Raw genomic sequence first — 26,184 nt, 5'->3', positions numbered from 1 at the left:
TCGTGCTCCCGTAGTAATCGAAGAGCTGAATGGTTGGGGGGACTCTTTGTTGAAGAACCCATCATTGATAGGTAGAAAGAGCGATTGCTGTTATGAAAACATCAAACGTATTTTTCTTCTGGCTTTGCTGAAACGATGTCACTTATTATAGAAGATCATGACTAAGAAAGATGGTTTTGTCCAACTTTCTGTTCTAGCTGATCTTGTCCGGAACGTTGTTTAGCTCCTGCTTGATTTGAACAGGGCGATTATTGAAAGTGCGCATTCGTTAGGCATCTCTTTTAAATTCGTTGATGACTGTTGTGGCGTACTCAAAACTAGGTTTGTAGCGGTTGGCTCTGAAGAAACCGGTACTCATCTTATGCAGCTCGCTATGGATCTGCTCCATCGATGCGGTAATCCGCAAGCGAAAGAGCTCGGCACATTTTATACAGGTTGATTTTTCCAGATCTTTGGTTTTGTCGAAAGCAACCTTTAGTTCCTGAATGGAGGTGTCGTACTGCCGATGAGAAAAATGATGGAACGAATTAACCAGGCATTCATTGATTGTGGCTCGGTGGTCGGCGCAGTTATGCCCATTTTGTGGGCAGCTGGCTAATTGAATTGGCTCTCCGTGATGGCTAAAATAATCCTTGTCTGCTTCTGGTTTTGAGAATACCCAACTTTTATGGTTTTTCATTTGCTTTCGGTTTAATTTATGCCGTTCAACTCAAATTTTGTTTAAAGATAAAAACATCTTTAAATATCTAAGCAAAAAGAGAATAATAGTTTTAATGAAATAACTAACAAGGTCCCTTGTGGGAGGTGTTTTAAATATCGCAAAATAATTGTTTCTTCGAAATAAAAAATATGGACGGAACAAAACGGGCTAATATCCAGATAGAGAGTCATGTAGAGATTGTGCAGAAGCATCATCAGCGAACCGGTGAGCTGACGGAAGGTTATGTTGCCCGCATTTTAACCAAATCGCCTAATCACCCGCATGGCATAAAAGTGCAGTTGGAAACTGGTGAAGTGGGGCGGGTGAAACACATTCTGGAAGACGATTAGCCTTTGATTGATGGGGTCGTTTTGTTGGAATGATTGTAATGGCTTAAAAAAGGAGCTTGCACCGGATAGCATTTGGCGGCTTTTTTTATAAACAGAATCGCCAAGGTATTTCATTGAGAGATGTACAAAAAAAATGGGTTTTGGATTGCTGATTCGTTAGAAGAAACCTGCAATCCAAAACCCAACAGTAGTTATTAGCGAAGTTTGGCGTCCAGTTCTTTGTCGAACTGGAAAATCAACTTCTGCATGATTTTATCGATTTGCTTGTCTTTAAGCGTTTTTTCATCATCGCGAAGGGTGAAACTAACAGCATATGATTTCTTTCCTTCCGGAATTCCCGGGCCTTCATACACATCAAATAAATCAACCGAGCGCAGGAGTTTACGTTCTACTTTGAATGCCAGCTCACGAATTTGTCCAAACGGTACTCCTTTGTTTAACAACAAGGCCAGGTCGCGGCGAACTTCCGGGTATTTGGGGAGTTCGGCAAAAAGTGTCTTGTTATTTTTCTGTTCCAGAATGATGGTATCGATGGCTAAATCGGCCATGTAAACTTGATTTTCAATCTCGAACTGTTTTCTCAGTTTAGGGTGAACGATTCCAATCTCGGCAATCTTTTTATTTCCGTTGCGTGTTGAATACGTCAGGCCTTCGCTGAAAAGCTCATTGCTGAAACTTTCAAGGTTTAGCTTGTCATTTTTCAGTCCCATTTTAGCTAGCAGGTTTTCTGCGTAGGATTTTAATTGAAAGAAGCTGCTTCCGGTTTGAGGGGTAGTCCAGCTTTCCTTTTCTTTGTCGCCTGAGATGAAGATTGCCAGGTGTTCTTCCTCGCGATAATTTTTCAGTCGATCACTTGCTTGATCCTTGTTGTTGTAGAAATAGCAGTTGCCAAATTCGTACAAACGCAGGTCGGCATTCTGACGGTTAGCATTGTAGGCAATGGCTTCCAGTCCTCCAAAAAGCAAGGTTTGGCGCATTACGCCCAGGTCGTTGCTCAGCGGGTTGAACAGCTTAACGGTATGTTCTTCTTTGTATGTTTCTCCGTTTTCGTAGTACGATGCTTTGGTGAGCGAATTCGACCAGATTTCGTTGAAGCCTTGTGCGGTCAGCATATCGGCCATCAGTTTGCGAATTTTTACCGGGTCGTGCAAGGCTGAATATTGCAGCGAGGCGTTGACTTTGGTTGGGGTTTCTACATTGTTGTATCCATAAATTCGCAGAATTTCTTCCACTACATCGGCTTCGCGTTTTACGTCCACCCGGTAAGGAGGTACGGAAAGTGATAAGCCGGCTTCGGTTTCGCTGTCGATTTTGATTTCCAGCCCTTCCAGAATCAATTTGATTCGTTCGGCTCCCAGATCTTTTCCAATCAGTCGTTTGATGTTCGTATAGCTCACGTCAACTTTGAAGTCTTCGATTGGCTGGGGATAGCGATCTACAATTTCCGATGATATTTTTCCACCGGCAATTTCTTTAATGAGCAGTGCCGCACGTTTCAGCGCGTAAATAACGCCATTGGGGTCGGTGCCGCGCTCGAAGCGAAACGAGGCGTCTGTGTTCAGCCCATGACGGCGTGCTGTTTTCCGAATATACACCGGATCAAAACAGGCCGATTCAAGGAAAATGTTTCGAGTTGTGTCTTGCACTCCTGATTGCACTCCGCCAAAAACACCACCAATGCACATGCCTTCCTGCGCGTTGCAAATCATGAGGTCGTCTTCGTGCAGTTCGCGTTCTGTTTCATCCAGGGTAACAAACTTGGTTCCGGCAGCCAGCGTTTTCACCACGACCTTGTTGCCGGTTATCTTATCCGCGTCAAAGGCGTGCAGGGGCTGGCCGGTTTCAAACAGTACGTAGTTGGTAATGTCTACCACATTGTTGATTGGGTTTAAACCAATGGTTTTTAATCGGTTTTGTAGCCATTCGGGCGATTCTTTAATTTCGATGCCACTAATGGTAACTCCGGCATATCGAGGGCAAGCCTCGGGTGTGCCTACTTCAACGGGGATCTCCAGTGAGTGATCATCCACCTTAAAATCATCCACCGAAGGTTTGGTGTAGGCAATATCTTTTTCTTGTTTCAGATAGGCAGCCAAATCACGAGCAACACCAATGTGAGAGGCTCCATCAATCCGGTTGGGGGTTAAATCCACTTCAATGGAATAATCTGATTCTACCTTGAAATATTCGTTGGCTGGTGTTCCAACCAAGGCATCGGCGGGTAAAACCATAATGCCATCGTGACCGTTGCCAAGGCCAATCTCGTCTTCAGCACAAATCATGCCTTGTGATTCTTCGCCACGGATTTTTGACCGCTTAATGACAAATTCGTCTTCGCCACTATAAAGCTTTGTTCCTACAGTAGCAACAACTACTTTTTGACCAGCTGCTACATTGGGTGCTCCACAAACAATAGGCAGGGGGGCTTCCGTTCCAAGGTCAACGGTCGTTTTGCTCAAATGATCAGAGTTGGGGTGCTTCTCGCAGGTAAGCACTTCGCCAATAACCAAACCGCGAAGGCCGCCTTTAATACTTTCAACTTCTTCAATACTGCCAATTTCAAGGCCGGTCTGCGTAAGTACTCCTTCCAATTGTTGCGGAGTGAGATCAGTTGCTATATAGTCTTTTAGCCACTTGTAGGAAATTTTCATAATTGCAATGCTTTATGCTGAATTTGAGAATGTCAGTCTTTTTGAGACCTGCAAAAGTAAGCATTTTTTGGGCTGAGGCAAAGCTGTGCAATTATTGTGTTTTTATTTTTTTTAGGTAAAGAATGCCGAAAGAGCTCTGTTTTTAGGACGAGACTATCATTCATCATCCTTTATTATGAAATATTTTCTTATTTTTCGCACCAAATAGTTCAAAAAATAACCCAAAGAAGATGAAGAGATTTAATCCTGTTTTATTGCTTATTCTGGCTATTTTTGCTTCCTGTAATTCAGCAAAAGAAACAAAGACAGCTATGGATAATCCTTTTTTGAAACCCTACGAAACGCCTTTTGAAGTTCCTCCTTTCGATCAGATTGAGATTGAGCATTATTTGCCTGCGGTGGAAGAAGGTATTCAACAACACCAACAAGAAATAGAGGCGATTACCTCAAAATCGGAGGCTCCGACTTTTGAGAATACAATTCTGGCGATGGACTTGTCGGGTGATTTATTGGAACGGGTGACAACGGTTTTTTACAACCTGAATTCGGCTAACACGAATCCCGATATGCAAGCTTTGGCTCGCGAAATTTCGCCTAAGACAACCGAGCATGGCGATAACATCATGTTGAATAAAGCGCTTTTCAAGCGTGTTAAAACAGTATACGATCAGCGCGAAAGCCTGGATCTGGATCATGAGCAGCTGCGTGTGCTGGAAAAATACTATAAGGATTTTGAGCGCAATGGTGCTAATTTATCGGACGAAGATCAGGCAAAACTGCGTGAGCTGAACCAGGAATTGTCGAACCTGCGCTTGCAGTTTGGCGAGAACCTGCTGGCCGAAACCAATAAGAACTTCCAATTGGTGGTTGAAACAGAGGCTGATTTGAGTGGCTTGCCTGAAGCAGTAATAGCAGCGGCAGCTGATGAAGCAGAAAAGGCCGGAATGGCTGGCAAATGGGTTTTCACACTGCAAAAGCCTAGTTTGATTCCTTTCCTGCAATATGCTGATAGCCGCGACTTGCGTGAGCAAATTTACCGCGGATATTTTATGCGTGGAAATAACGACAATGAATTTGACAACAAAGAGATTATAGCCCAAATGGTTCAGTTGCGCGAGCAGAAAGCACAATTACTGGGGTTTGAAAACCATGCAGCCTACATTACCGATAATAATATGGCTAAAACTCCTGAAAATGTGAATGATTTTCTACTCAAGTTATGGGAGCCAGCACTGGAGGTAGCGAAAAATGAGCGCGACGAAATGCAGGCAATCATTGATCGTGAAGGTGGAAACTTTAAGTTGAAATCATGGGATTGGTGGTACTATTCTGAAAAACTGCGCAAAGAGAAATATGACTTGGATGAGTCGGAAATTCAGCCTTACTTCAGCTTGGATAATGTGCGTAAAGGAATTTTCTATGTGGCCAATCAGTTGTATGGCATTCAGTTTGAGCGCCGCGAAGACATTCCGGTGTACCACTCAGAAGCTGAAGCCTGGGAAGTAAAAGAAGCCGATGGTTCACATGTGGGCGTTTTATATATGGATTTTCATCCAAGAGATGGGAAGCGCGTTGGCGCCTGGAATACCGGCTATCGCGATGTGGCTTACGCTGACGGTCAGAAGGTGCAATACCCAATCACTTCGATTGTGTGTAACTTCACACGTCCATCGGGCGACATGCCTGCTTTGTTGACCTTTGACGAGGTAACTACTTTCTTCCACGAATTTGGCCATGCCTTACATGGCTTATTCACTGATGGTTCTTATCAGCGTACGGCTGGCCGGGTGCCACGCGACTTTGTGGAGTTGCCTTCTCAGATTATGGAGAACTGGGCAGCCGAGCCTGAAGTACTGAAAGTATATGCTAAGCATTACGAAACCGGAGAAGTGATTCCGGATGCTTTGGTGCAGAAGCTGGTTAATAGTGGTCACTTTAACCAAGGGTTTGCAACGGTTGAATACCTGGCGGCTTCGCTGCTGGATATGGACTGGCATACTAAAACTTTTGATGGCGATGTGCTTGATTTTGAGCGTTCATCCATGGAGTCGGTGGGCTTAATTGATGAGATTATTCCGCGTTACCGGAGTACTTATTTCTCGCATATTTTTGCGGGTGGGTATTCAGCCGGATATTACGTCTACATATGGGCCGGCGTTTTAGATACCGATGCCTTTGCCGCTTTCAAGGAGTCGGGCGACTTGTTTAATCCCGAGCTGGCTGCAAAATTCCGTACCTTGTTGGCGAAATCAGGTTCAGACGAAGGCATGGTCATTTACCGCAATTTCCGCGGACAAGATCCGTCGCCAGAATATTTGTTGCAAAAACGTGGCTTGAAATAGATCGAGCTAAAAATAAAACTCAAAGAGCCTTGTGAATTTCTTATTTGCAAGGCTCTTTATTTTGAATATGTTGGCATGCTCTTCAGGCAGCTGGACTAATTTTGTAAATTGTACACATTGTTTTAAGCTTGATATTGATCTGGATGAATGAACTATTAAAAAATCACCTGAAACTTCATTTTGTTGTTTTTATTTATGGGTTTACGGCTATTCTGGGTAAGTTAATTACACTGCCTGCCGCCGAAATGGTTTGGTACCGCATGTTGATTGCTTTTGCGGCGCTGGGGCTTTATTTGAACTACAAAAATCGATCGGTGGTTTATCCCAGGCGGGCGATTTTGCAGATGGTAGGCGTGGGGCTGGTTGTTGCTTTTCACTGGATCACCTTTTTTCATGCTGTTAAAATTTCAAATGTGTCGGTAACGCTAGGTTGTCTGGCATCTACTACACTGTTTGCCAGTATCCTGGAGCCCCTCATTATAAAACGGCGGGTTAAATGGCTGGAGGTTGTCATTGGCTTGGTAATCATTGCGGGTCTTTACCTTATTTTTCAATTTGAATTTCGATACAAGCTGGGGATTCTCACGGCTCTTACTTCGGCATTTTTAGCCGGTCTGTTTACTGTATTGAATAAAACCTTTATTTCCAAATACAATCCTGTTGTTATAAGCTTCTATGAAATGGGGAGCGGTTTTGTGGGAATTACGCTTTTTCTGTTAATGAGCGGTCGCTTTTCGTCGGGCTTTGTTGCTCCTACGACGCCCGATTGGCTGTGGCTGGTTATTCTGGGTATTGTGTGTACGGCCTACGCTTACGTGGTTTCCATCGATGTGATGAAAGTGTTGTCGGCCTATTCGGTGGTGCTGACTATTAATATGGAGCCGGTTTATGGTATTCTCATGGCCTTCTTTATTTTTAAAGATTCGGAATACATGTCAGGCGGATTCTATATCGGAACACTCGTTATCTTATCAGCCGTGGTGCTTTATCCATTTCTCGATAAAAAATTGAATAAGCGGGTGGAGATGGTTTGAGTCCGAAGTCCAGACCTGTTTGTATCTGCTGGTCGGCTGTGGTAAATGGTATAAAAAAGAGTCAAAATCTGAAGCGATAATGACTCTTTTTAGTGGTGAACCTGAAGGGACTCGAACCCCTAACCTCCTGATCCGTAGTCAAGTGCTCTATCCAATTAAGCTACAGGTCCTTTTTTAATGCGGTGCAAATATAGTATATTTTTGAAGAAATTATCAAATTCTATCCTTTTTTTATTTCGAATATTTAGACAACTGGTCAGGGGGCAATCTCCCAGATGAATTCAATGTAAGTTTTCAGGAAAATAAGTCAGCCAGTTACGAGCAGTAAAAACGTCTGTTACCTGCACGAGGAACTATCAAATTATTACGGATTATTAACTCATCGTCATTTTCAGTTTGAAGTAATGCTAAATGTGCTTTGCTCTTTTTTTGCGGTATTCTTCGGGAGTGAATGATGAATACTTTTTGAATAGCCTGCAAAAATAGGAAGTACTTCTAAAACCGGTTTTCTCAATAATCTCGTTAAGTGGTAAGTCGCTGGATAATAGAAGAAACTGAGCTTTCTCGATACGTTTCCGGATGATAAACTCGCTTGGAGGAATTCCTGTGATTGATTTAAATAGTTTCGTAAAATGATCTTTTGAAGTGCAGGCCATTTCAGCAAGCTTTACCACGCTAATGTTTTCGCTTAAGTTATTCTGAATAAAAAGCAGGATGGGCTGAATTTTATGGGTTAGCAGGCGGTCGGTGTTTGATAAGAGCTCCGATCCGATAAATCGAGAAAAAAGTTGTGATAGTATTCCGTTAGTTTCCAGACATTGTTCAAAACTATCGAAACTAGCTTTTTTGTTTATCCATGGCTTTTTTTGATATACCCGCGGGTCGTGGTGCGGAATCTCCCGCCTAGGGTTTATGTTCACCAGTTGGCTCAGTAGGACTTTGTCGATCTCGACTGCTTGCCTTTTGTAATTGATGTTGTATAGGTTGTAAATGCTTAGTCCATTCTGCAAATTGATGTTTAAATGGATGTAGTAATGCTCAAGTCCGCTTTCAAATTTGTAGGTACAGGGAACGTAGCTGGGGATAATGTACAGGTAGTCAGGTTCAAGTTTGAGTTCCCGGTTATTCAGGAATAATTTCCCACTTCCTTTTGTGATTAAGTAGATGCGTGTAATTGGACTGATAATATTACTGTAGCTGCTTTGGCGATCAAATCGTAAATATGCAATATTTTTAAGATCGAAGTTAATTGATTTTATTAGTGAGTCTGGAGTCATTGGATTGAATGTTAGAGCAATCTTAGGTGTTGTTCAAATCTATGAAATTTATTTAATAATTGGTATGCTCTTATTTGTACAACATGTGATCGTTTAAGTACCATTTTTTTAGAGGATAATGGAATATCTTGCTCCTGAAAAACGTAACTAATCACTAAACAATCTTTAAATGAGCTTAAACGTATTGTTGGGCATATTATTAATTGCTATTGGAGCTTTTTCCTCCGGAAGTTTTGCCGTTCCGTTTGGTGAAATAAAAGGATGGAAATGGGAATCGTATTGGATGGTTTTCAGCTTAGGTGCCTACATCCTTTTTCCGCTGACTGCCTGTTTGGTTTTAGCCCCCGAATTTGTGTCGATTATTCGGGCGACTCCTGGTGAGACAATCATCATCGTATTTTTGCTTGGTGGCGTTTATGGCGTTGGCAACCTTTCGTTCGGACTAGCGTTGCGCTACCTCGGTTTATCGCTGGGCTACGCTCTTGCGCTCGGACTGATGCTGGCTATCGGGACATTGATACCACCAATGATTGATGGTCGCTTACAGGTAATGATACAGCAATCGGGTGGTACCTTGCTGTTGCTTGGCGTGCTGGTTGCATGTGTAGGCATCGCTCTTTCGGCCTGGGCAGGTATCTTGAAAGACAAGCAGGTTTCGGACGAGAAAAAGCAAGAAAGCATTGGCGAGTTTGATCTTTTCAAAGGAGCGATGTTTGCGTTATTAGTCGGCATTACTGGCTCGGCGATGTCTCTGGGGTTTGAGCAAGGACTTCCCATTTCTGATATTGCCGCTGCGCAGGGCGTTGATCCGTTATTTACGATGATGCCGGTGTTGTTGGTTCTATTTTCCGGAACGTTTGTTACTACAATAATCTGGTGTGCCTATCTTGGTTACAAAAATCGCTCTTTCAAAGACTACATATCCGCTAGCACATCGAAAGTGTTGGCCTTGAATTATGCTTTTGGATTATTAGCTGGCTTGCTTTGGTTTGCCCAATTCATAGCCTATGGCATGGGTAAAAGTAAGATGGGGCCATTTACCTTTACTTCTTGGGGCATTCTAATGGCTTTAACCATCGTTTTTGCAACAGTATGGGGCTTGATCAGAAAGGAATGGAAAGGTGCATCAACCAAAGTTTATGTGTTAATGGTGTTCTCTTTACTTGTAATTATTGCCTCATCTTTTATGATCGGAATTAGCGGGGCAGAATAAATGAGTGAGGTTGCGTGGGATTAACCTTTCGCCTGTTTTGATAGTAAACTTCAATTAAAAACTTAAAACAAATCAATCAATGAACTCACGAGAAAGAATATTGGCAGCAATCAGTCATAAGCAACCCGATCGGGTGCCGATTGACCTTGGTGCTACACCTAGTTCTGGCATTTCTGCCATTGCATACAGTAATTTAGTGAAACATATTGGTCGCGAAGATTTGCCTGTTCAGATTTATGATGTGGTCCAGCAGTTGGCGCAGCCAGACATGTCTGTCCTGGATAAATTTGGCATTGATGTATTGGATATTGGACGAACGTTTAATGATCAGTTTTCTGATTGGCAGCCAACCACATTAGCTAATGGCGCGGTCGCTTCTTACCCCAAATGGTTCAATCCAACCAAAATGTCGGATGGATCATTTGTTACTTTTGATGATGATGGACAGCGGATTCTTTCCCGAATGCCTGTTGGCGCCACGTTTTTCGATCAGACTTATTTCCCTTATGTTGATGGTTATCCGGATTCGTACGAAAACCTGGACGCAGAGATGGGGCGAATCATGTGGGCTCGCGATGCTCACAGCCCGTGGGATCATTCCGGGGAGTCTGATTTCTGGCAAAAATTACGTGAAAACACCCTAAAACTGCGTGAAACAACCGATAAGGCTCTCTTGGTGGTTTGCGGCTGCAACCTGTTTGAATGGGGAACTTTTCTTCGTCGGATGGATAATTTTCTGATGGATTTAATGTGCGACCCGGATAATGTCGAAAGGTTGCTTGATCAGTTAATGATTCGTCACCTGGCTACCCTGGAAAAAGTTTGCGATGCTGTGGGCGATATTGTCGACATCATTCGTTTTGGAGATGATCTTGGAATGAGCTCGGGCCCGTTTATGGATGAAGAAACGTATAAAACGCTGTTCAAACCAAGACATAAAATTTTGTGTGATTATGTGAAAAGCCATAGTGAAATGCACACGTTTATTCACTCATGTGGTTCCATCTCAATGCTTATGCCGCATCTGATCGAAGCTGGTATTGAAATATTCAATCCTGTTCAGACCAATGCCTGGAAAATGGAGCCCAATTTTTTGAAAAAGGAATTTGGGAAAGATTGTACCTTCTGGGGAGGTGGTATTGAAACCGTGGGGACTTTGAATGTCGGAACGCCGGAACAAGTACGCGAGCAGGTATTCGAACGTTTGGAAATCTTGGCTCAGGGGGGAGGTTTTGTTTTTAATACAGTGCATAATATTTTGCCCGATGTACCACCTCAGAACATTGTAGCTATGTTTGATGCAATAAGGGAGTTTAATGAGCGTAACTAGATATCTTATAGGCTGATAACCTGACGGTTCGCGCATTTAAGACTTTAGGTTTAATGATCTTCGAGGATAACTAATTTCAAGGATTTAATTATTAATGCTATAAATCAAGGGATATGAAACGTTTTGGCCAAGTTATTGGTGTTGACCCACAGCAATTTGAAAAGTATAAAGAATACCATGCAGCAGTGTGGCCCGAAGTGCTTGAAAAGATTACGGCTTGTAATATTGTGAATTATTCAATCTTTCATAAAGACGGATTGTTGTTTGCTCATTTTGAATACATAGGCGATGATTTTGATGCTGATATGGCGAAGATGGCTGCCGATCCGAAAACACAGGAATGGTGGTCGATTATGGAGCCCATGCAGCGCCCTGTTGAGAATCGGAAAGAAGGAGAGTGGTGGGCTAGCATGGAGGAGGTTTTTCACTTGGATTAGCACTAGTTTTTTAACCGGGTTCTATAAAACTTCGGAGAAATACCCATCTTCTTTTGAAAATCTTTGGAGAAATAGTAAGGGTCGGAATAGCCCAGGATGAAAGCTATTTGTTTGATCTTTAGTTTTGTTTGATCCAAGTATTCGCAGGCCTTTGTTATTTTGAGATGCGAGAAGTAGCTAAGTGGACTATAGTTGGTTTTTTCTTTAAACATGGTGGAAAGGTAGGTTTCGGAGTAGCCAACTTCTTCAGAGATTTCCTTCAGACTAAGTTTCTCTCCAACTTTTTGTTCCATAAATCGGATGATTTGCTGGATGAGTGGATTTTCTTCGACTTGAATGTCCTCGCTGTTTTTTGATGCAAAAACAAAGGTGGCAAGTAGGTGGCTGAATGTGAAATGAATGTAATGCGTGTTGAAATTGGAATATCCTCGTGAAAGGTTATTGAAAATCTCGTCGAATAGCATTTTACGGTTGGCAACCCGGTTGTTGATTGAAGGAACTAAATCACGAACAACCGTGAATTCTTTTTCTAGAATTTTACTTTTTGATCCGTTAAACTGGCAGGTCATAAAAATGGTTGGCTCCATGTTTCCGATCACCAGTTTGAAAATAAAGCTTTGTGGGATAATGCAAAATTGTTCTTGTTTTATATGGACTCCATCTTTGCCGAGTTTTAGCATGCAGTCGCCTTTAGTGCAATACAGCAACAAATGGTTTTCAAGAGGTTTTTGGTGTTCCCATATCGACTGTTTACTAAAGAGCAATTCTGAAAGTTCACAAAGGTAGAGGTCTTTCGTGAGCGGATCCGTTTGTTGAGCCGAAATAATTGCCTGCGGAAGTTTGACAAATCGTTTTTTGATAATCATAGTTGTCCGAAATGGGTTTTTAAATAAAGTAAGATTTTACATCTTTTTCAAAGAAAGTACTATTTTTTGTGCATTCCTAGGCTGCTATTTTTGTAAATAAAACTAAATCTGAATATTATGTGTGATTTATTATCTAAATTATCCGACTGCATTGAATTCGGAAAAATAAACCTGGCATCACCATTTCCACCTCAAATGAAGGGGCAGGAAGGTGCCGATGAGCTGACGGCAAAAGCCCTGGCGCAAGGAATAAACCCTCAAGATGTTTTAACTCAGGGACTGATGCCTGGGATGGAGAAAGTAGGAGTTAAATTCCGCGAAAATAAGGTTTTTGTACCGCAGGTTTTGATGTCGGCCAAAGCCATGGGAACGGCTATGCTTCATTTAAAACCCCACTTCTTATCCGGAGCAGCTAAGCAAAAAGGAACGTTTATTATTGGCACTGTTTTGGGCGACTTGCATGATATAGGTAAGAATCTGGTGGCCATGATGGTTGAAGGAAGTGGCTATAAGGTTGTCGATCTGGGAACCGATGTCGATGCTGCTAAATTCATTGATGCTTTGCGTGAGCACCCGGGGGCAGTGGTTGGATTGTCAGCTTTGTTGACTACTACGATGGTCAATATGGAGAAAATAACCCAAGAGATTAAACAGACACTTCCCGATACCTTAGTTACCATTGGCGGTGCCCCCGTGAACAGCGATTTTTGTACTAAAATTGGAGCCGATAATTATTCGGCAGATCCACAAGGAGTCGTTGAGTTTTTGAATACTAAAGTTGCCTAAATTATGAATGGATTAGAGCGTATTGAAAAAGTTTTCCGAATGGAAGAAGTCGACCGGATTCCTTGGGTCCCCTTTGTAGGTGTGCATGGAGGAAAACTGATTGGTGCTGATGCTGAAGAATACTTGAAATCGGCTGAGCGTGTGGTTGACGGAATTAGTAAAGCCGTCGAATTGTATCAGCCGGATGGTATTCCGGTGGTATTCGACCTGCAGATTGAAGCTGAGATATTGGGATGTAAATTGGTTTGGAGTAAAGAAAATCCGCCTGCTGTGGTTTCGCATCCCTTAGCCGATGGTGTTGAATTGAGTTCATTGAGCCTTCCGGAAAAAACGGATGGACGTTTCCCGATAGTGTTGGAAGCTACACGTGAACTTCGGAAAAAATACCCTGACGTCGCACTGTATGGATTAATCACCGGGCCGTTCACCTTAGCCTTACATCTTTTAGGCACTGAAATCTTCATGAAATTGTTTGAAGATCCGGATTACGTGAATGAGCTGATGGATTTTTGTACACAAGTGGGAATTAAACACTCGGAAATGCTATTGGATGCTGGCTGCGATGTTATTGCCGTGGTTGATCCGATGACTAGCCAGATTGATCCCATGTCGTTTGAAACCTTTGTTAGTCCTTATGTAAGGCAGATATTTAATTTTGTACGGGCAAAGAAAAAATACAGTTCGTTTTTTGTATGCGGACATGCACAGCAAAACATTGAAGTGATGTTTGACTGTCGTCCGGATAATATTTCAATAGACGAGAACATTCCGCTGGATTATGTCAAAGAAATTGCATTGAAGAAAGGGATCAGCTTTGGTGGTAACCTGAAATTAACCAGTGTGTTGTTATTGGGTAATGAATTGGATTCGAAGAAAGAAGCGGTTGACTGTCTGGACTTAGGAGGAACAACAGGTTTTATCCTGGCGCCAGGCTGCGATCTGCCAATGGACACGCCGGTTGCCAATTTACAGGCAGTAACCGAGCTGGTTCATGATGAATATGCCCGGCAGGTGACCCGTGAAATGGAACACAGCTCATCGTTAGAGCCACTTAGTTTGGAAGGGCACTGGGTTGAAGGCAAGGTCGTTGTTGATATTATTACCCTCGATTCTGCTTCCTGCGCTCCTTGCCAGTATATGGTTGAAGCAGTCAGACAGGCGGCAGGGGAGTTTGATGGAAGCGTAGAGGTGAACGAGCATAAAATCAAAGATGTGGATGGCATTCGGATGATGATGGCCCTTGGGGTGCAGAATGTTCCAACGACCTGTATCAACGGGAAAGTCGAATTTATCAGCCAGATTCCTCGGAAATCGGAAATAGTAAAAGCTATAAAAAATGTCATGGGCTAATGAGCATTCCTTTGCATTTAATAACCGGCTTTTTAGGGAGTGGTAAAACATCATTCCTACATCATTATCTTAAAAATTCGGATTCAAAGAGTAATATTGCGATTATTCAGAATGAATTCTCTCCCATCAATATTGATGGGAGAGAATTTCAACAGGATGCAAGATATCAGGTGTTGGAAATCAATAATGGCTCGGTTTTTTGTGTGTGTCTTCTGGGTTCGTTTATCAAGTCTTTGAATGAATTCGTTGAAAAATATCAACCCGATGTGTTGATCATGGAAGCCTCTGGATTATCGGATCCGACGGGTGTAGGGCAGATTTTTCAATCGCCACAGTTGAAAGGGAAAATCTACCTGGAGCATGTGTGGTGTTTGGTTGATGCCTTAAACTTTAAGCGGATGCCATCGCTAAGGTTACGTATGGAGCATCAGTTGCGCTGCGCCGATACCATCATTATCAATAAAACGGATCAGGTCGGAAACAACACCGATGAAATTGCAACGTGGATTAGACAGGTCAATCCTTTTGCTAACCAGTTGAAGGGAGAATATGGACGGGTAGCTACTTCGGGCTTTAAAAAGGCACTAAACCTGTTTCCTGATGACCAGAAAGGTGCCTTAGGAAGGCCTGATGTGGAGTCCGTTGTTATTCGAAGTCATCGAGGAATTCATCTCGAGCAGTTAAGCCGATTTATCGATCGAATAAAAAAGGATTGTATTCGCTCTAAGGGGTTTCTGAAACTTAAAGATGGAGAAGCTATCTTTGTACAGGGCGTTTTTTCAGAGTTTACCTTTCAGGAGATCCCCTCGTTTAAGGGATCGGGTGAATTGGTGCTGATTGGAACATTTAAAGGAACTGAAAACCTTCAAATCATATACGATGAATACTGTTAAAACAGCAACTGAACTCAAATTTCACTTTGAAGACCTGATTATAGACCAAGATCAGATCATTAAGCTGTTGGGCTATAACTCGGAATGTTTGCCTGAGCCTTTTGGTAGTTACTTGGAGCAGGCCATGCAGGATTGCAGCCTTTTGGAAGATATTGGAGGAACTTACCAGATAATTGAGGAAGTTGAGCTTGCGGCCCGGAAAAGTTCAATTTTGGCTAATGACCTTGAGTTTAAAGTAGGCCGAACGATACGTAAGGAGCTTGAAGGCGCTGAAAAACTGGCTTTTTTTGTTTGTACAGCCGGGGGCACACTTAGCAAAAAAGCTGTTGCTTTGCTCAAGGGTGAAGACCCTGTTTTGGGCTATGTTTACGATATCTTGGGAGGTGCCATTGCTGAAGCAGTGGGAGATAAGCTGCAGCAAATGATCAAGCAAGAGGCTGAAAAGGATGGTTACGCTATAACCAATCGCTACAGTCCAGGGTATTGTCACTGGGACGTGTCCGATCAGCATAAACTTTTTAGCTTGCTTGGCGGTAGTCCCAGCGGAGTAAGTTTGACACCTTCATCACTAATGAATCCGGTCAAATCAATCAGCGGAGTGATTGGTATTGGAAAGGATGTAAATTATCGCGAATACCAGTGCGAATTGTGCCAAATGAAAAATTGTTTTTACAAGAAGTAGCTTTGGGACGATACCTGCGAAATTAGAATTTGCTTGTTTTCCAAATGGCTATAATATCTGACTTCAAAGAGCAAGGAAAAGATAAATGCCGCCTGGAGAACCGGGAGTGATCGTTGCTCGTTTCAGAATGATCCGATAACGATTAAATGATTATGAATAGCATGCGATATAACTGCATTATTTTTGATTGCGATGGTGTTTTGGTTGATAGTGAAAAAATATCGGCCAAGGTTTTTCATGAGATGGTGGCTGAATTGGGCTGTCGGCTAGAGTTTGAAACTGTTTTGGAACAAATTACCGGTACTTCCATGAAAGCGAACCTGAAATTTTTTGAAGCATGTGTTGGGCGGGAACTCCCAGCTAGTTTTGAAGCGGAATTCAGAAAACGATCGTATGAGGCTTTTAAAACTGAGTTGCAACCCATTCCCGGAGTTCATGAATTATTAAAGAAGATAAGGGTTCCTGTAGCGGTGGCGTCAAGTGGCCCGGCAACAAAAATAAGACAGAACCTTACTACGACTCATCTTCTAGAGCGGTTTGATGATCATGTTTTTAGTTGTTACGATATTGAAAGCTGGAAACCTGAACCGGATATCTATTTACACGCTGCAAAAACAATGGGATTTCAGCCAAGCGAGTGTGCAGTTGTTGAAGATAGTTTGGCGGGCGTTAAGGCAGCCAAAGGCGGTGGTTTTGATGTATTTGCACTGGCAAGTCATGGTAGTCAAGACAAACTGGACGCTTTGGGAGCAACTGTTTTTTTCAGCATGGATGAATTGGGGCGTTTACTTGGAATTTCTTAAAAGTGACTTGTTGTGTTTTTTTCAAAATAGAATGAGCATAATTTTTTTAAATTTAAAGCATCAACAGTAAACAGCTTTTTAAGACTTTCATGAACTGAACCTTCTATTGATTCTTGCATGAAGAAATCGCGAACAACCATAACCGACATTGCCCGGGAACTAAATATTTCTCCTTCAACGGTTTCAAGGGCTTTGAATAATCATCCGGCAATTAGTACAAAAACCCGGGAGTTGGTCATTGGTTTGGCGCGCAAGCGGAATTATCAACCCAATTTGTTAGCCTTGAATTTATTGCGCAAACGTACTAATACTATTGGGGTGATTGTTCCGGAAATTACGAGCCACTTCTTTTCTTCCGTCATCAGCGGTATTCAGGATTTGCTCAACCCGATAGGTGTGAATATGATTATTGGGCAATCCAACGAGTCCTACGAAGAAGAAAAATCGCTGGTCCAGACCTTTTCATCTATTCGGGTAGATGGCTTTTTAATTTCGCCCTCGTCTGAAACAAAAAATTTTGATCACCTGGACGTTTTGACTCAGAATAATATTCCCTTGGTCATTTTCGATCGCGATTGCGAAGGAATTGACGTGGATAAGGTTTTTGTTGATGAATACAATGGGGCTTTCCAGGCTGTTGAGTATTTGATTAAAAGCGGTTGTAAACGAATTGCGCATATTGCTGGACCGCCTTCTCTTTCTACTGCCAGACATCGGCTGAGAGCTTACAGGGATGCACACAGACTCCATCAACTCCCGGTGAATGAGGCGTATGTCGTTGAAAGTGTCGGTTTTGCACCCGAGCATGGCATTGATCCTGCCAAGCAGCTGCTGGCGCTGCCTCAGCGTCCCGATGCCATTTTTGCCATCAACGATGGAGTTGCTATTGGTACAATGTATGTTATTAAAGAAGCTGGAATTACCATTCCCGACGACATCTCCGTCATTGGCTTCGACGACGATCCGTATTCTTGTTATTTCCGGCCGTCTTTATCAACCGTTTGGCAGCCCACCTACGAAATGGGCATGCTCTCAGCACGCATCCTGATGAAACGGATCAACTCCAACAATGATCTGTCTAAATTGAAGGTTGAACAGCTGTTTCCGGAGTTAATCGTCAGGGGTTCATCTAGATAGTGTGTTTTGTTTCTTTGGTTTTTCTTAACTGTATGTCTTCGTTTATGCAAACCTTTGCATGAATATTTCTGCCTTATTGTTTGGATCCGATATAAATAATGGCGTAAATTTCATCTCGTTACTAATTCTAACTAATTGGTTTAGCGATGCTTGTTTCGACCAAAAAACTATTTCAAACGTGTTATGGGGAGTACGGAATTGCTGCCGTGAATATTTGGTGCATGGAACAAGTTCACAGCTTGTTTCGAGCTGCTCAAAAAGCCAATGCCCCATTTATTGTTCAAACAACTCCGGTGGCAAGGAAGTATGCCAGTTCTGAAATGTTGCTGGCTATGATTGCCGCGGCTTCCAAAATTTACCCCGATACGGTGTTTGCTGTTCATCTCGATCATGGCAATCAAGAACATGCTTTTGATTGTATTGAATCGGGCGGTTATACTTCGGTTATGATTGATGGTTCGCATGAAACGTTCAGAGCCAATGTGTCTCTGACCAAATCGGTGGTGGAAAAAGCGCATGCTAAAAACATCGCTGTTGAGGCAGAATTGGGAGTGTTAAGTGGTATCGAAGACGACCTGGTGGTAGAAGAAAGACATAAGAAATTTACGCAGCCTTCGGAGGTTGAGACTTTTGTGGCACAAACCGGATGCGATAGCCTGGCTATTGCAGTGGGAACCAGTCATGGAGCCTATAAATTCTCGGGCAAGCAGGGATTGCAGTTTGATATTCTGCAGGAAATTCAAACTAAACTCCCCGGATTTCCCTTGGTTTTGCACGGTGGCTCTGCAGTTAGTTTCGAAGAAATACAGCGAATCAATGGCGCCGGAGGACAGCTGGGAACGGATGCGCGAGGCGTTTCATCCGAAGAATTGAAAAAAGCAATTGCCTTGGGGGTATGCAAAATAAATATTGCTACCGATGCTCGTTTAATCTGGACTCGTGTTCATCGCGAATTTTTCAAACTATCACCAGCTCAGTTCGAACCCATTATTCCAGGTAAAGCGTACATGGATGCCTTGGAAACGTTCAATCTGGAGAAGTTTGAACTGTTAGGAGCGGTTGGGAAGGCAACTAAAATTAAATCAAAAAAATATGGAAAGAGATAAAAAATACCCATTGTTGGCTAAATCGACTTCCGAATTTGGCATTTATCAGAGCGTATTGAAAGACGAAACCGGATGGCAATTTCTGAATTTTCAGGCTCGCCTGATGAAACAGGGCGAAAAATGGATCGGCAATACCGGTCAAAATGAGTATGCCATTATTTTGTTGGGAGGCAATTATTCCGTCAAAACAGATAAAGGAAACTGGGAAACTCTTAATGGTCGGAAAGACGTTTTCAGTGGAATTGCTCATTCCATATACCTCCCCCGAAATACGGATTTTGAGCTAACAGCTGAAAGTCAGATTTTGGATATCGCTTACGGTTGGTGCGAAACCGATGAAGATCATCCGGCTTATTTTAAGCGCCCCGAGGAAGCCGCAATCGAAATTAGAGGAGGCGACAATGCTACCCGCCAAATTAACAGCCTGCTGCAACCCGGTTTTGATTGCCATCGTTTGGTGAGTGTTGAGGTGTATACACCGTCCGGCAACTGGAGCTCTTTCCCGGCTCATAAACACGATACACGTAAAGTTGATGTGGATGGTAACGTGGTGGAGGCTCGGCTTGAAGAAACCTACTTTTATAAAATTGATAAACCCCAGGGATTTGCGATCCAGCAAGTTTATAATGACGACCGTAGTTTAGATGAAATTGCCGTTGCCAGAAACAACGACGTGGTTTTGGTACCTGAAGGTTACCATCCGGTAGCTGCCGGGCACGGTTACAATGTTTATTACCTCAACTTTTTAACTGGAAGCGACCAATTGCTGGCTAACACCGATGATCCTGACCATCAATGGATTTACAACTCGTGGAAAGGCCTCGACCCGAGAGTTCCTCTTGTAACTGCTGAAATGAATAATCTATAACATATTGACCTAACATGACTAGCCAAAAGAAAATTTACGACGTAATTACCTATGGACGATCGTCTATCGATTTGTATTCGCAGGAAGTTGGAAATCGTTTTGAAGATATCCAGGGATTCCACGCTTTTGTGGGTGGTTCACCTTTAAATATTGCTGTCGGTTGCTCTCGCCTGGGGCTTAAAGCCTCACTCCTTAGCGGTGTAGGTAGAGATAAAGTGGGGGATTTTCTCCTTAACTTTTTGGAAAAGGAAGGTGTGAGCACTGAAAACGTTCCCGTAATTGAAGGCAGCCGGACTTCTGCTGTACTGCTTGGGATTGAACCTCCCGATCGTTTTCCATTGGTTTATTACCGCGATAATTGTGCCGATTCGCAAATCAACATCGATCATGTTTTAAAGGCTGGAATCGAAAAATCAAGATTGCTCGAATTGTCAGGGACAGCTTTGAATATAGAGCCTACGCGGAGTGCCGCTTTTCTGGCTGCTGAAATTGCCCGGAAGAATGAAACTCCAGTGATGCTTGACCTTGATTTTCGTGCCGACCAATGGCATGATATCCGTGCATTTGGCGTTACCACGCGGGCTTTCATGCGCAATGTAAACATTGTGCTGGGAACCGAAGAGGAAATTTTGGCCGCCTTTCTGGCCGATAAAGCCCAATTGGTGATTAGTCATCAGCAAATTTCTGCTCCGGAGATTAAAGGCGATATTGATGAAGCCATCCAGGGAATTTTGCAGTTGGGTGTTGATGCGCTGATTGTGAAAACCGGATCGCGTGGTGCCACAATTTATTTGCCGGATGGAACGATTCAGGAAGTTCCGGGATTTCCGGTTGAAGTGGTGAATATTTTGGGTGCGGGGGATGCTTTCGCTGCTGGTTTTATTTACGGTTATCTGAACGATTGGGATTTATATAAGTGCTGTCGAATGGGCAATGCCTGTGGCGCTCATGTGGTTACTCAACTGGGGTGTGCCAATTTTACGCCTTATGAGAATGAAATACTTGCCTTTGTCGAATCCAAAGGAGGTTTTTAATATCTGTGGGCTTTTGAGATCTGAAAACGAATAAAATCTAACAATTCTAAACTTATGAAGACGAAACGATTGACCGTCGCACAAGCAACCATCGAATTTTTAAAAAATCAATATTCCGAGCGGGATGGTGTGGAGCAAGCTTTTTTTGCTGGCTGCTTTGGGATTTTTGGCCACGGAAATTTGGCCGGTTTCGGGCAGGCACTTCAGCAATATCCCGATTTTAAATATTACATGGTGCGTAATGAGCAGGCGGCTGTGCACACCGCTGTTGGCTATGCCAAAATGAAGAACAGGCTGTCCACTTTCGTTTGTACCTCATCCATCGGACCGGGAGCCACCAATATGATTACAGCAGCGGCTGGAGCAACCATCAACCGCATTCCGGTACTTTTGATGCCTGGTGATTTGTTTGCCAAGCGTTTGGTTGCACCGGTTCTGCAGCAGTTGGAGTCAGCTGTTTCTCAGGATTTCTCGGTGAATGACTGTTTCAAGCCAGTGTCTAAATATTGGGATCGCATCAACCGTCCCGAGCAACTGATTACGGCTTTGCCCGAAGTGATGCGCGTTTTGACATCGCCGGCTGACACGGGGGCCGTGACCCTTTGTGTTCCGCAGGATGTACAGGCCGAAGCGTTTGATTTTCCCGTAGAACTGTTTGAAAAGAGGGTGTGGCACATTCCACGTCCGCGACCCGATGTGGATGCTATGAAGCGCGCAGTGGAATGGATACGAACAGCCCAAAAACCGATGGTCATTGCCGGAGGGGGCGTCATTTACAGTGAAGCTGAAAAAGCGTTGACCAATTTTGTTCATCAAACCGGGATTCCTGTTGCCGAAACTTTTGCAGGCAAAGGTTCGCTAGCTTACAACGACCCACACAACTTGGGTGCCGGCGGAGCAACGGGCACAGAGGGCGCCAACGCCATTAGTACAGAAGCAGATTTGGTTATTGGGATTGGCACACGGTACAGTGATTTTACAAGCGCTTCAAAAACTGCTTTTCAGAATAAAAAGGTCAGGTTTATCAATATTAACATTACTGAATTTGATGCGCATAAACACAGCGCATTGGCTTTGACCGGCGATGCTAAAGCAGTTTTGGAAGAATTGGCAGAAAAGCTTGAATCGTTTTCGGTTGATGCGAATTACCGGAAGAAGGTGGCTGATTTTAACAAAAGTTGGGATGAAAAAGTGACTCAAGTCTATCAAGCGGATGATACGTCTATCCCAAGTCAGGCGGAAGTGATTGGTGCGGTCAATACGTTTTCCGATGCCCACGATGTGGTGCTTTGCGCCGCGGGAAGCGCACCGGGCGATCTGCACAAATTGTGGCGGACCCGTAATTCAAAAGGCTTCCATCTTGAATATGGTTATTCTTGTATGGGCTATGAGATTTCAGGTGGGCTGGGTGCAAAAATGGCTTGTCCTGACCGCGAGATTTATGCTATTCTTGGAGATGGCGGTTACCTTATGATGCCTTCAGAAATCATCACCTCTTTACAGGAAAAGTTCAAGTTGACCATTATTTTGATTGACAACAAGGGGTTTGCAAGTATTGGCGGACTTTCAAAATCGATTGGTGGCGAGGGCTTCGGAACGAAGTATTCTTACCGGAATCAGGCCGGCTATTTGGAAGGAGAGGCGTTGCCGGTTGACCTGGCAATGAATGCCGAAAGCCTGGGCGCCAAAGTTTACCGAGCAACCAATATTTCATCATTTAACGAGTCGCTGCAACAGGCCAAGCAGGAAAAACAAACTACGGTAATCTATATTGAAACGGTGCCTGAACGGAAAATGGCCGGTTATGGATATGCTTGGTGGGATGTTCCGATTGCCGAAGTTTCGGAGTCGGAGTCGGTACAAAAGGCTTTCGAAAATTATACGGAGCAGAAGAAGAAACAGCGTTATTTCTTGTAGAGAACAAGTCGCTTGAGTAGGTAATTCGAACGCAGTTTGTTGCTAGCTAGTTATCTTTTGTTCAGTATGAAGCAACAAACTAATAACCCTGAATGACCAAATTGGCTAAAGTAAAAGAATAAGCTGCAAAATAAACGGACAATCATAGTTTTACTAATATGAAGATTAACCTCACTAAAGGATGCTAACAATACTAACATTTCTTGGCTTTACAGCCTTTGTCGCTTTTTATACTTGGTTTAAGCTTCGGAAAGACAGGCTGGACACATCGGATAGCTATTTTCTGGGAGGACGAAGTCTGACCGGTGTTGTTATTGCAGGTTCTATGTTGTTGACTAATATCTCTACGGAGCACCTCATTGGAATGAACGGTTCGACCTATAAAAACGGGCTTATCGTTATTTCCTGGGAAGTTACTTCAGCCTTGGCCTTGGTCATTGCAGCGATCTTTTTTGTTCCAAGATATTTGAAGCTTGGCTTAACAACCATCCCGGAATATCTTGAGAAGCGGTTCGATGGAATGACCCGCAGCCTGGTGGCTTTATTTCTTGTTATTTCGTTTGTCGTCACTTTGTTGCCCATCGTTTTATATACAGGTGCTATCAATCTTGAAAGTATCTTCAATGTTTCTGAAGTGCTTGGGATCAGCCGTTCGGAAGGTTTGTGGATAACGGTGATTTGCATTGGTGTTATCGGCTCGGTGTATGCCATCTTTGGAGGACTGAAAGCTGTGGCTTTTTCCGATACCATTAATGGCTTTGGCTTATTACTAGGCGGAATTCTGGTGCCTGTTATTGCTCTGTTTAGCATCGGTGATGGAAATATTCTCGATGGCATTTCAAGGGTTTATGAGCGTGCCCCGGAGAAGTTCAACGTAATTGGCGCAAAAGATTCGGTGATGCCCTTTGGAGTTTTGTTTACCGGACTGATCATTAATCAGCTTTATTTCTGGGGAATGAACCAAACAATCATTCAGCGGGCATTGGGAGCTCGCGATCTGAAAGAAGCACAAAAAGGACTATTGTTTACAGGCGTTCTGAAAATTCTGGTTCCCTTGATCATCGTGCTGCCTGGTATCATTGGATTCTATTATTTTGGCGACTCCATGTATGACAATCAGGATTTGATTTATCCTGCACTCATAAAGAAAGTATTGCCACTGAGTCTTACTGGGTTCTTTGCCGCTGTGGTGATGGGGGCCGTTTTAAGTACGTTTAACAGTGTATTGAATAGTGCTGCCACCATTTTTAGTATTGATGTATATAAACGAATGATAAGCAAGGACGCGACAGAGAAACGTTTGGTTTGGGTTGGCCGGGCCCTTTCATCGGTTCTGGCTATTACTGCCATTATTGCGGCCCCTTTGGTGGCCCGGGCCCCCGAAGGACTATATCAACTGCTTCAACAACTCAATGGAATATTTTTCATCCCGATTGCCTCGATTATGTTGGCTGGTTTTTATATGGGAAGAGTATCAGCTGTAGGGGCCAAATCCGCCTTGATTTTTGGGTTGGTATATTATATCGTTACCACCTTCATCTTTAAAATTGACCTTCATTTTATTCATAACTGGGGAATTGAATTTGTTCTGAATGTCATGATCATGTTCGGCGTTTCTTATTTCTATCCGCGTAAAAATTACAGCATTCGAACCGCTCCACTCCGGATGGAAATGGTTCCCTGGAAATATACGCCGCATCTCTCTATCGTCCTGGTTGTTATTACAATCATGATCTACATCCTACTCGGACATAATGGACTCTGAAGTAAAAACTATAATGAATATCTGTCAATTTTCATCGGGTTATAAAACGTCATTCACTTGTTGCTAAGTCGCCTTTAGTTAGGAGATAGTCGTAGTTGGTTATCATAACTCAATCGTGGGTAAATAGCCCAGAGATCATAAAAACGAATAATTAAAATAATATGGAAATTTTAAAGAATTATATCAATGGAAGCTGGGTTGGAAGCAAGGAGCAACACAGCGTCGATGTGGTCAATCCTGCCACCCAGGAAGTATTGGCCAAAGTTCCCTATGGCAGCAATACGGTTGCTGATGTTGAAACGGCCGTTGGTGCAGCAAGTACAGCCTTAATTGAATGGCGGAATATGCCTGTAATGAAACGGGTTCAGTCGCTGTACAAATTGAAGCAATTATTGGAAGATCATCTAGACGAGCTTGGCCGAATCATTACGCTGGAGTGTGGGAAAAGCTTTGCCGAATCGAAAGCTGAAATTCAGCGAGGCATTGAAAATGTTGAAACAGCCTGTGCCACGCCTCTTTTAATGCAGAGTGAATTTTCAGAAAATATTGCTTCTGGTATCGACGAGTTTATGATCCGGCAACCGGTAGGTGTCTGTGCTTGTATTGCACCTTTCAATTTTCCGGGGATGATTCCCTTTTGGTTTCTTCCGTATGCTATTGCCTGTGGGAACAGCTTTATTCTGAAACCTTCGGAAAAAGTGCCTTTAACGATGATGAAGGTTTTTGAGTTGATCGATCAGCTCGATTTACCCAAGGGGGTCGTAAATCTGGTGCATGGGGGCAAAGAAAGTGTTGATTCGTTGCTGGATAGTCCACAGGTAAAAGCAATCAGTTTTGTCGGATCAACACCGGTAGCTCGATACATTTATCAGCGAGGAACAGCCAATGGTAAACGGGTTCAGGCACAAGGGGGGGCTAAAAATCCAGTTCTTGTTATGCCTGATGCGGATATGGAAATGACTGCAAGAATTATTGCCGATAGTGTATACGGGTGTGCGGGGCAACGGTGCTTGGCTGCCTCAAATATCATTACGGTGGGCGATAAAGGGGGCATCATTAAAGACGCTTTGCTGGAGGCTGCCAAAAGTAAAACGACTGGTTTTGGGCTGGATGAAGGCATTGAAATGGGGCCGGTCATTACGTCGGAGAGCAAACGCCGGATCGAAAAATTAATTGCCAAGGGTATTGATGAGGGTGCCAATTTATTGCTGGATGGTCGTAATGCAAACATCAGTGGCTATGAGCAGGGTAACTTCATCAAGCCAACCATTCTTGAAAATGTTGCTTTGGATGGTGAAATCATTAAAACCGAGATTTTCGGACCGGTGATGAGCTTGATTCATATGACCAAGATTGAAGAGGCTATTGACTTTGTCAACCGCAATCAATTTGGAAATATGGCCTGTTTGTTTACTTCAAGTGGGTTGAATGCGCGCACATTCAGAAATAGCGCCAATGCCGGTAATATCGGAATTAATATCGGGGTAGCGGCGCCAATGGCTCAGTTTCCATTTAGTGGCTGGAATGACAGCTTTTTTGGCGACCTACATGGACAAGGCAGGCATGCAATTGAATTCTTCACTCAAACTAAAGTGGTGATTGAGCGCTGGCCGAAGGAATGGTCTCGTAAATTTTAAAATTCA

22 protein-coding genes and 1 tRNA gene are annotated in these 26,184 nt (G+C 43.2%); 18 read left to right on the top strand and 5 right to left on the bottom strand.

Annotation, left to right across the window (positions count from 1 at the left end; all coding sequences use genetic code 11):
- Nucleotides 1-268: 268 nt before the first annotated feature.
- The gene (locus ACUNWA_RS17300) at nt 269-679 is read right to left on the bottom strand and encodes a hypothetical protein (protein ID WP_445593177.1); all 411 of its coding nucleotides are present in this window, start codon (nt 677-679) and stop codon (nt 269-271) included.
- Nucleotides 680-849: 170 nt separating this feature from the next.
- Between ACUNWA_RS17300 and ACUNWA_RS17295 the strand changes: the two genes are divergently transcribed.
- The gene (locus tag ACUNWA_RS17295; protein WP_445593176.1) at nt 850-1,050 is read left to right on the top strand and encodes a YwbE family protein; all 201 of its coding nucleotides are present in this window, start codon (nt 850-852) and stop codon (nt 1,048-1,050) included.
- Nucleotides 1,051-1,244: 194 nt separating this feature from the next.
- Here the strand turns inward: ACUNWA_RS17295 and pheT are convergent, their stop codons facing one another.
- Nucleotides 1,245-3,701, bottom strand: coding sequence for a phenylalanine--tRNA ligase subunit beta (gene pheT, locus ACUNWA_RS17290; protein WP_445593175.1), 2,457 nt, complete (start codon nt 3,699-3,701; stop codon nt 1,245-1,247).
- Nucleotides 3,702-3,931: 230 nt separating this feature from the next.
- Between pheT and ACUNWA_RS17285 the strand changes: the two genes are divergently transcribed.
- Together ACUNWA_RS17285 and ACUNWA_RS17280 are read left to right on the top strand one after the other, a co-directional pair.
- Nucleotides 3,932-6,043 (top strand): M3 family metallopeptidase, encoded by a 2,112-nt coding sequence (locus tag ACUNWA_RS17285; RefSeq protein WP_445593174.1) that lies wholly within the window; start codon nt 3,932-3,934, stop codon nt 6,041-6,043.
- A gap of 143 nt (nt 6,044-6,186) precedes the next feature.
- Nucleotides 6,187-7,077, top strand: a complete 891-nt coding sequence (locus ACUNWA_RS17280) for a DMT family transporter (protein WP_445593173.1) — start codon at nt 6,187-6,189, stop codon at nt 7,075-7,077.
- 93 nt (nt 7,078-7,170) lie between these two features.
- Here ACUNWA_RS17280 and ACUNWA_RS17275 read toward each other — a convergent pair.
- A tRNA-Arg gene (locus ACUNWA_RS17275) sits at nt 7,171-7,247 on the bottom strand.
- 237 nt (nt 7,248-7,484) lie between these two features.
- A complete protein-coding gene (locus ACUNWA_RS17270) occupies nt 7,485-8,354 on the bottom strand; it encodes a helix-turn-helix domain-containing protein (RefSeq protein ID WP_445593172.1) in 870 nt (289 codons plus the stop codon).
- Nucleotides 8,355-8,523: 169 nt separating this feature from the next.
- On the opposite strand from ACUNWA_RS17270, the gene ACUNWA_RS17265 reads away from it, so the two are divergent.
- From ACUNWA_RS17265 to ACUNWA_RS17255, 3 genes are all read left to right on the top strand, one after another.
- Nucleotides 8,524-9,567, top strand: coding sequence for an L-rhamnose/proton symporter RhaT (locus tag ACUNWA_RS17265; protein ID WP_445593171.1), 1,044 nt, complete (start codon nt 8,524-8,526; stop codon nt 9,565-9,567).
- Between the two features lie 79 nt (nt 9,568-9,646).
- A complete protein-coding gene (locus tag ACUNWA_RS17260) occupies nt 9,647-10,897 on the top strand; it encodes a uroporphyrinogen decarboxylase family protein (RefSeq protein WP_445593170.1) in 1,251 nt (416 codons plus the stop codon).
- A 113-nt stretch (nt 10,898-11,010) separates the two neighbouring features.
- A complete protein-coding gene (locus ACUNWA_RS17255) occupies nt 11,011-11,334 on the top strand; it encodes an L-rhamnose mutarotase (protein WP_445593169.1) in 324 nt (107 codons plus the stop codon).
- 2 nt (nt 11,335-11,336) lie between these two features.
- Here ACUNWA_RS17255 and ACUNWA_RS17250 read toward each other — a convergent pair whose 3' ends face one another.
- Nucleotides 11,337-12,200, bottom strand: coding sequence for a helix-turn-helix domain-containing protein (locus ACUNWA_RS17250; protein WP_445593168.1), 864 nt, complete (start codon nt 12,198-12,200; stop codon nt 11,337-11,339).
- A 117-nt stretch (nt 12,201-12,317) separates the two neighbouring features.
- Here ACUNWA_RS17250 and ACUNWA_RS17245 point away from each other — a divergent pair, with 117 nt between their 5' ends.
- The 12 genes from ACUNWA_RS17245 to ACUNWA_RS17190 all read left to right on the top strand — a co-directional run bounded on the left by ACUNWA_RS17245 (nt 12,318) and on the right by ACUNWA_RS17190 (nt 26,178).
- Entirely contained in the window at nt 12,318-12,986 is a 669-nt protein-coding gene (locus ACUNWA_RS17245) for a corrinoid protein (RefSeq protein ID WP_445593167.1), read from the top strand.
- A gap of 3 nt (nt 12,987-12,989) precedes the next feature.
- Nucleotides 12,990-14,336, top strand: a complete 1,347-nt coding sequence (locus tag ACUNWA_RS17240; RefSeq protein ID WP_445593166.1) for a uroporphyrinogen decarboxylase family protein — start codon at nt 12,990-12,992, stop codon at nt 14,334-14,336.
- The gene (locus ACUNWA_RS17235) at nt 14,336-15,229 is read left to right on the top strand and encodes a CobW family GTP-binding protein (protein ID WP_445593165.1); all 894 of its coding nucleotides are present in this window, start codon (nt 14,336-14,338) and stop codon (nt 15,227-15,229) included. Before ACUNWA_RS17240 ends, ACUNWA_RS17235 begins: the two co-directional genes overlap by 1 nt.
- Nucleotides 15,216-15,911 (top strand): vitamin B12 dependent-methionine synthase activation domain-containing protein, encoded by a 696-nt coding sequence (locus ACUNWA_RS17230; protein WP_445593164.1) that lies wholly within the window; start codon nt 15,216-15,218, stop codon nt 15,909-15,911. Before ACUNWA_RS17235 ends, ACUNWA_RS17230 begins: the two co-directional genes overlap by 14 nt.
- 152 nt (nt 15,912-16,063) lie before the next feature.
- On the top strand, nt 16,064-16,714 hold the full coding sequence (locus ACUNWA_RS17225; protein ID WP_445593163.1) for an HAD family hydrolase: 651 nt from the start codon (nt 16,064-16,066) through the stop codon (nt 16,712-16,714).
- A gap of 117 nt (nt 16,715-16,831) precedes the next feature.
- On the top strand, nt 16,832-17,851 hold the full coding sequence (locus ACUNWA_RS17220) for a LacI family DNA-binding transcriptional regulator (RefSeq protein ID WP_445593162.1): 1,020 nt from the start codon (nt 16,832-16,834) through the stop codon (nt 17,849-17,851).
- Nucleotides 17,852-17,997: 146 nt separating this feature from the next.
- On the top strand, nt 17,998-18,957 hold the full coding sequence (locus tag ACUNWA_RS17215; RefSeq protein WP_445593161.1) for a class II fructose-bisphosphate aldolase: 960 nt from the start codon (nt 17,998-18,000) through the stop codon (nt 18,955-18,957).
- Complete coding sequence (gene iolB / locus ACUNWA_RS17210) at nt 18,944-19,825, top strand: 5-deoxy-glucuronate isomerase (protein ID WP_445593160.1); 882 nt, start codon at nt 18,944-18,946, stop codon at nt 19,823-19,825. Before ACUNWA_RS17215 ends, iolB begins: the two co-directional genes overlap by 14 nt.
- A gap of 14 nt (nt 19,826-19,839) precedes the next feature.
- The gene (iolC, locus tag ACUNWA_RS17205) at nt 19,840-20,859 is read left to right on the top strand and encodes a 5-dehydro-2-deoxygluconokinase (RefSeq protein WP_445593159.1); all 1,020 of its coding nucleotides are present in this window, start codon (nt 19,840-19,842) and stop codon (nt 20,857-20,859) included.
- A 54-nt stretch (nt 20,860-20,913) separates the two neighbouring features.
- The gene (gene iolD, locus ACUNWA_RS17200; RefSeq protein WP_445593158.1) at nt 20,914-22,776 is read left to right on the top strand and encodes a 3D-(3,5/4)-trihydroxycyclohexane-1,2-dione acylhydrolase (decyclizing); all 1,863 of its coding nucleotides are present in this window, start codon (nt 20,914-20,916) and stop codon (nt 22,774-22,776) included.
- Nucleotides 22,777-22,957: 181 nt separating this feature from the next.
- Complete coding sequence (locus ACUNWA_RS17195; protein WP_445593157.1) at nt 22,958-24,541, top strand: solute:sodium symporter family transporter; 1,584 nt, start codon at nt 22,958-22,960, stop codon at nt 24,539-24,541.
- Between the two features lie 161 nt (nt 24,542-24,702).
- Nucleotides 24,703-26,178, top strand: coding sequence for a CoA-acylating methylmalonate-semialdehyde dehydrogenase (locus ACUNWA_RS17190; protein ID WP_445593156.1), 1,476 nt, complete (start codon nt 24,703-24,705; stop codon nt 26,176-26,178).
- The last annotated feature ends 6 nt before the right edge of the window (nt 26,179-26,184 follow it).

The organism is Sunxiuqinia sp. sy24 (assembly GCF_052677165.1).
The sequence above is the reverse complement of the archived record's forward strand: the minus strand, read 5'-3'. Positions and strand labels throughout refer to the sequence as shown.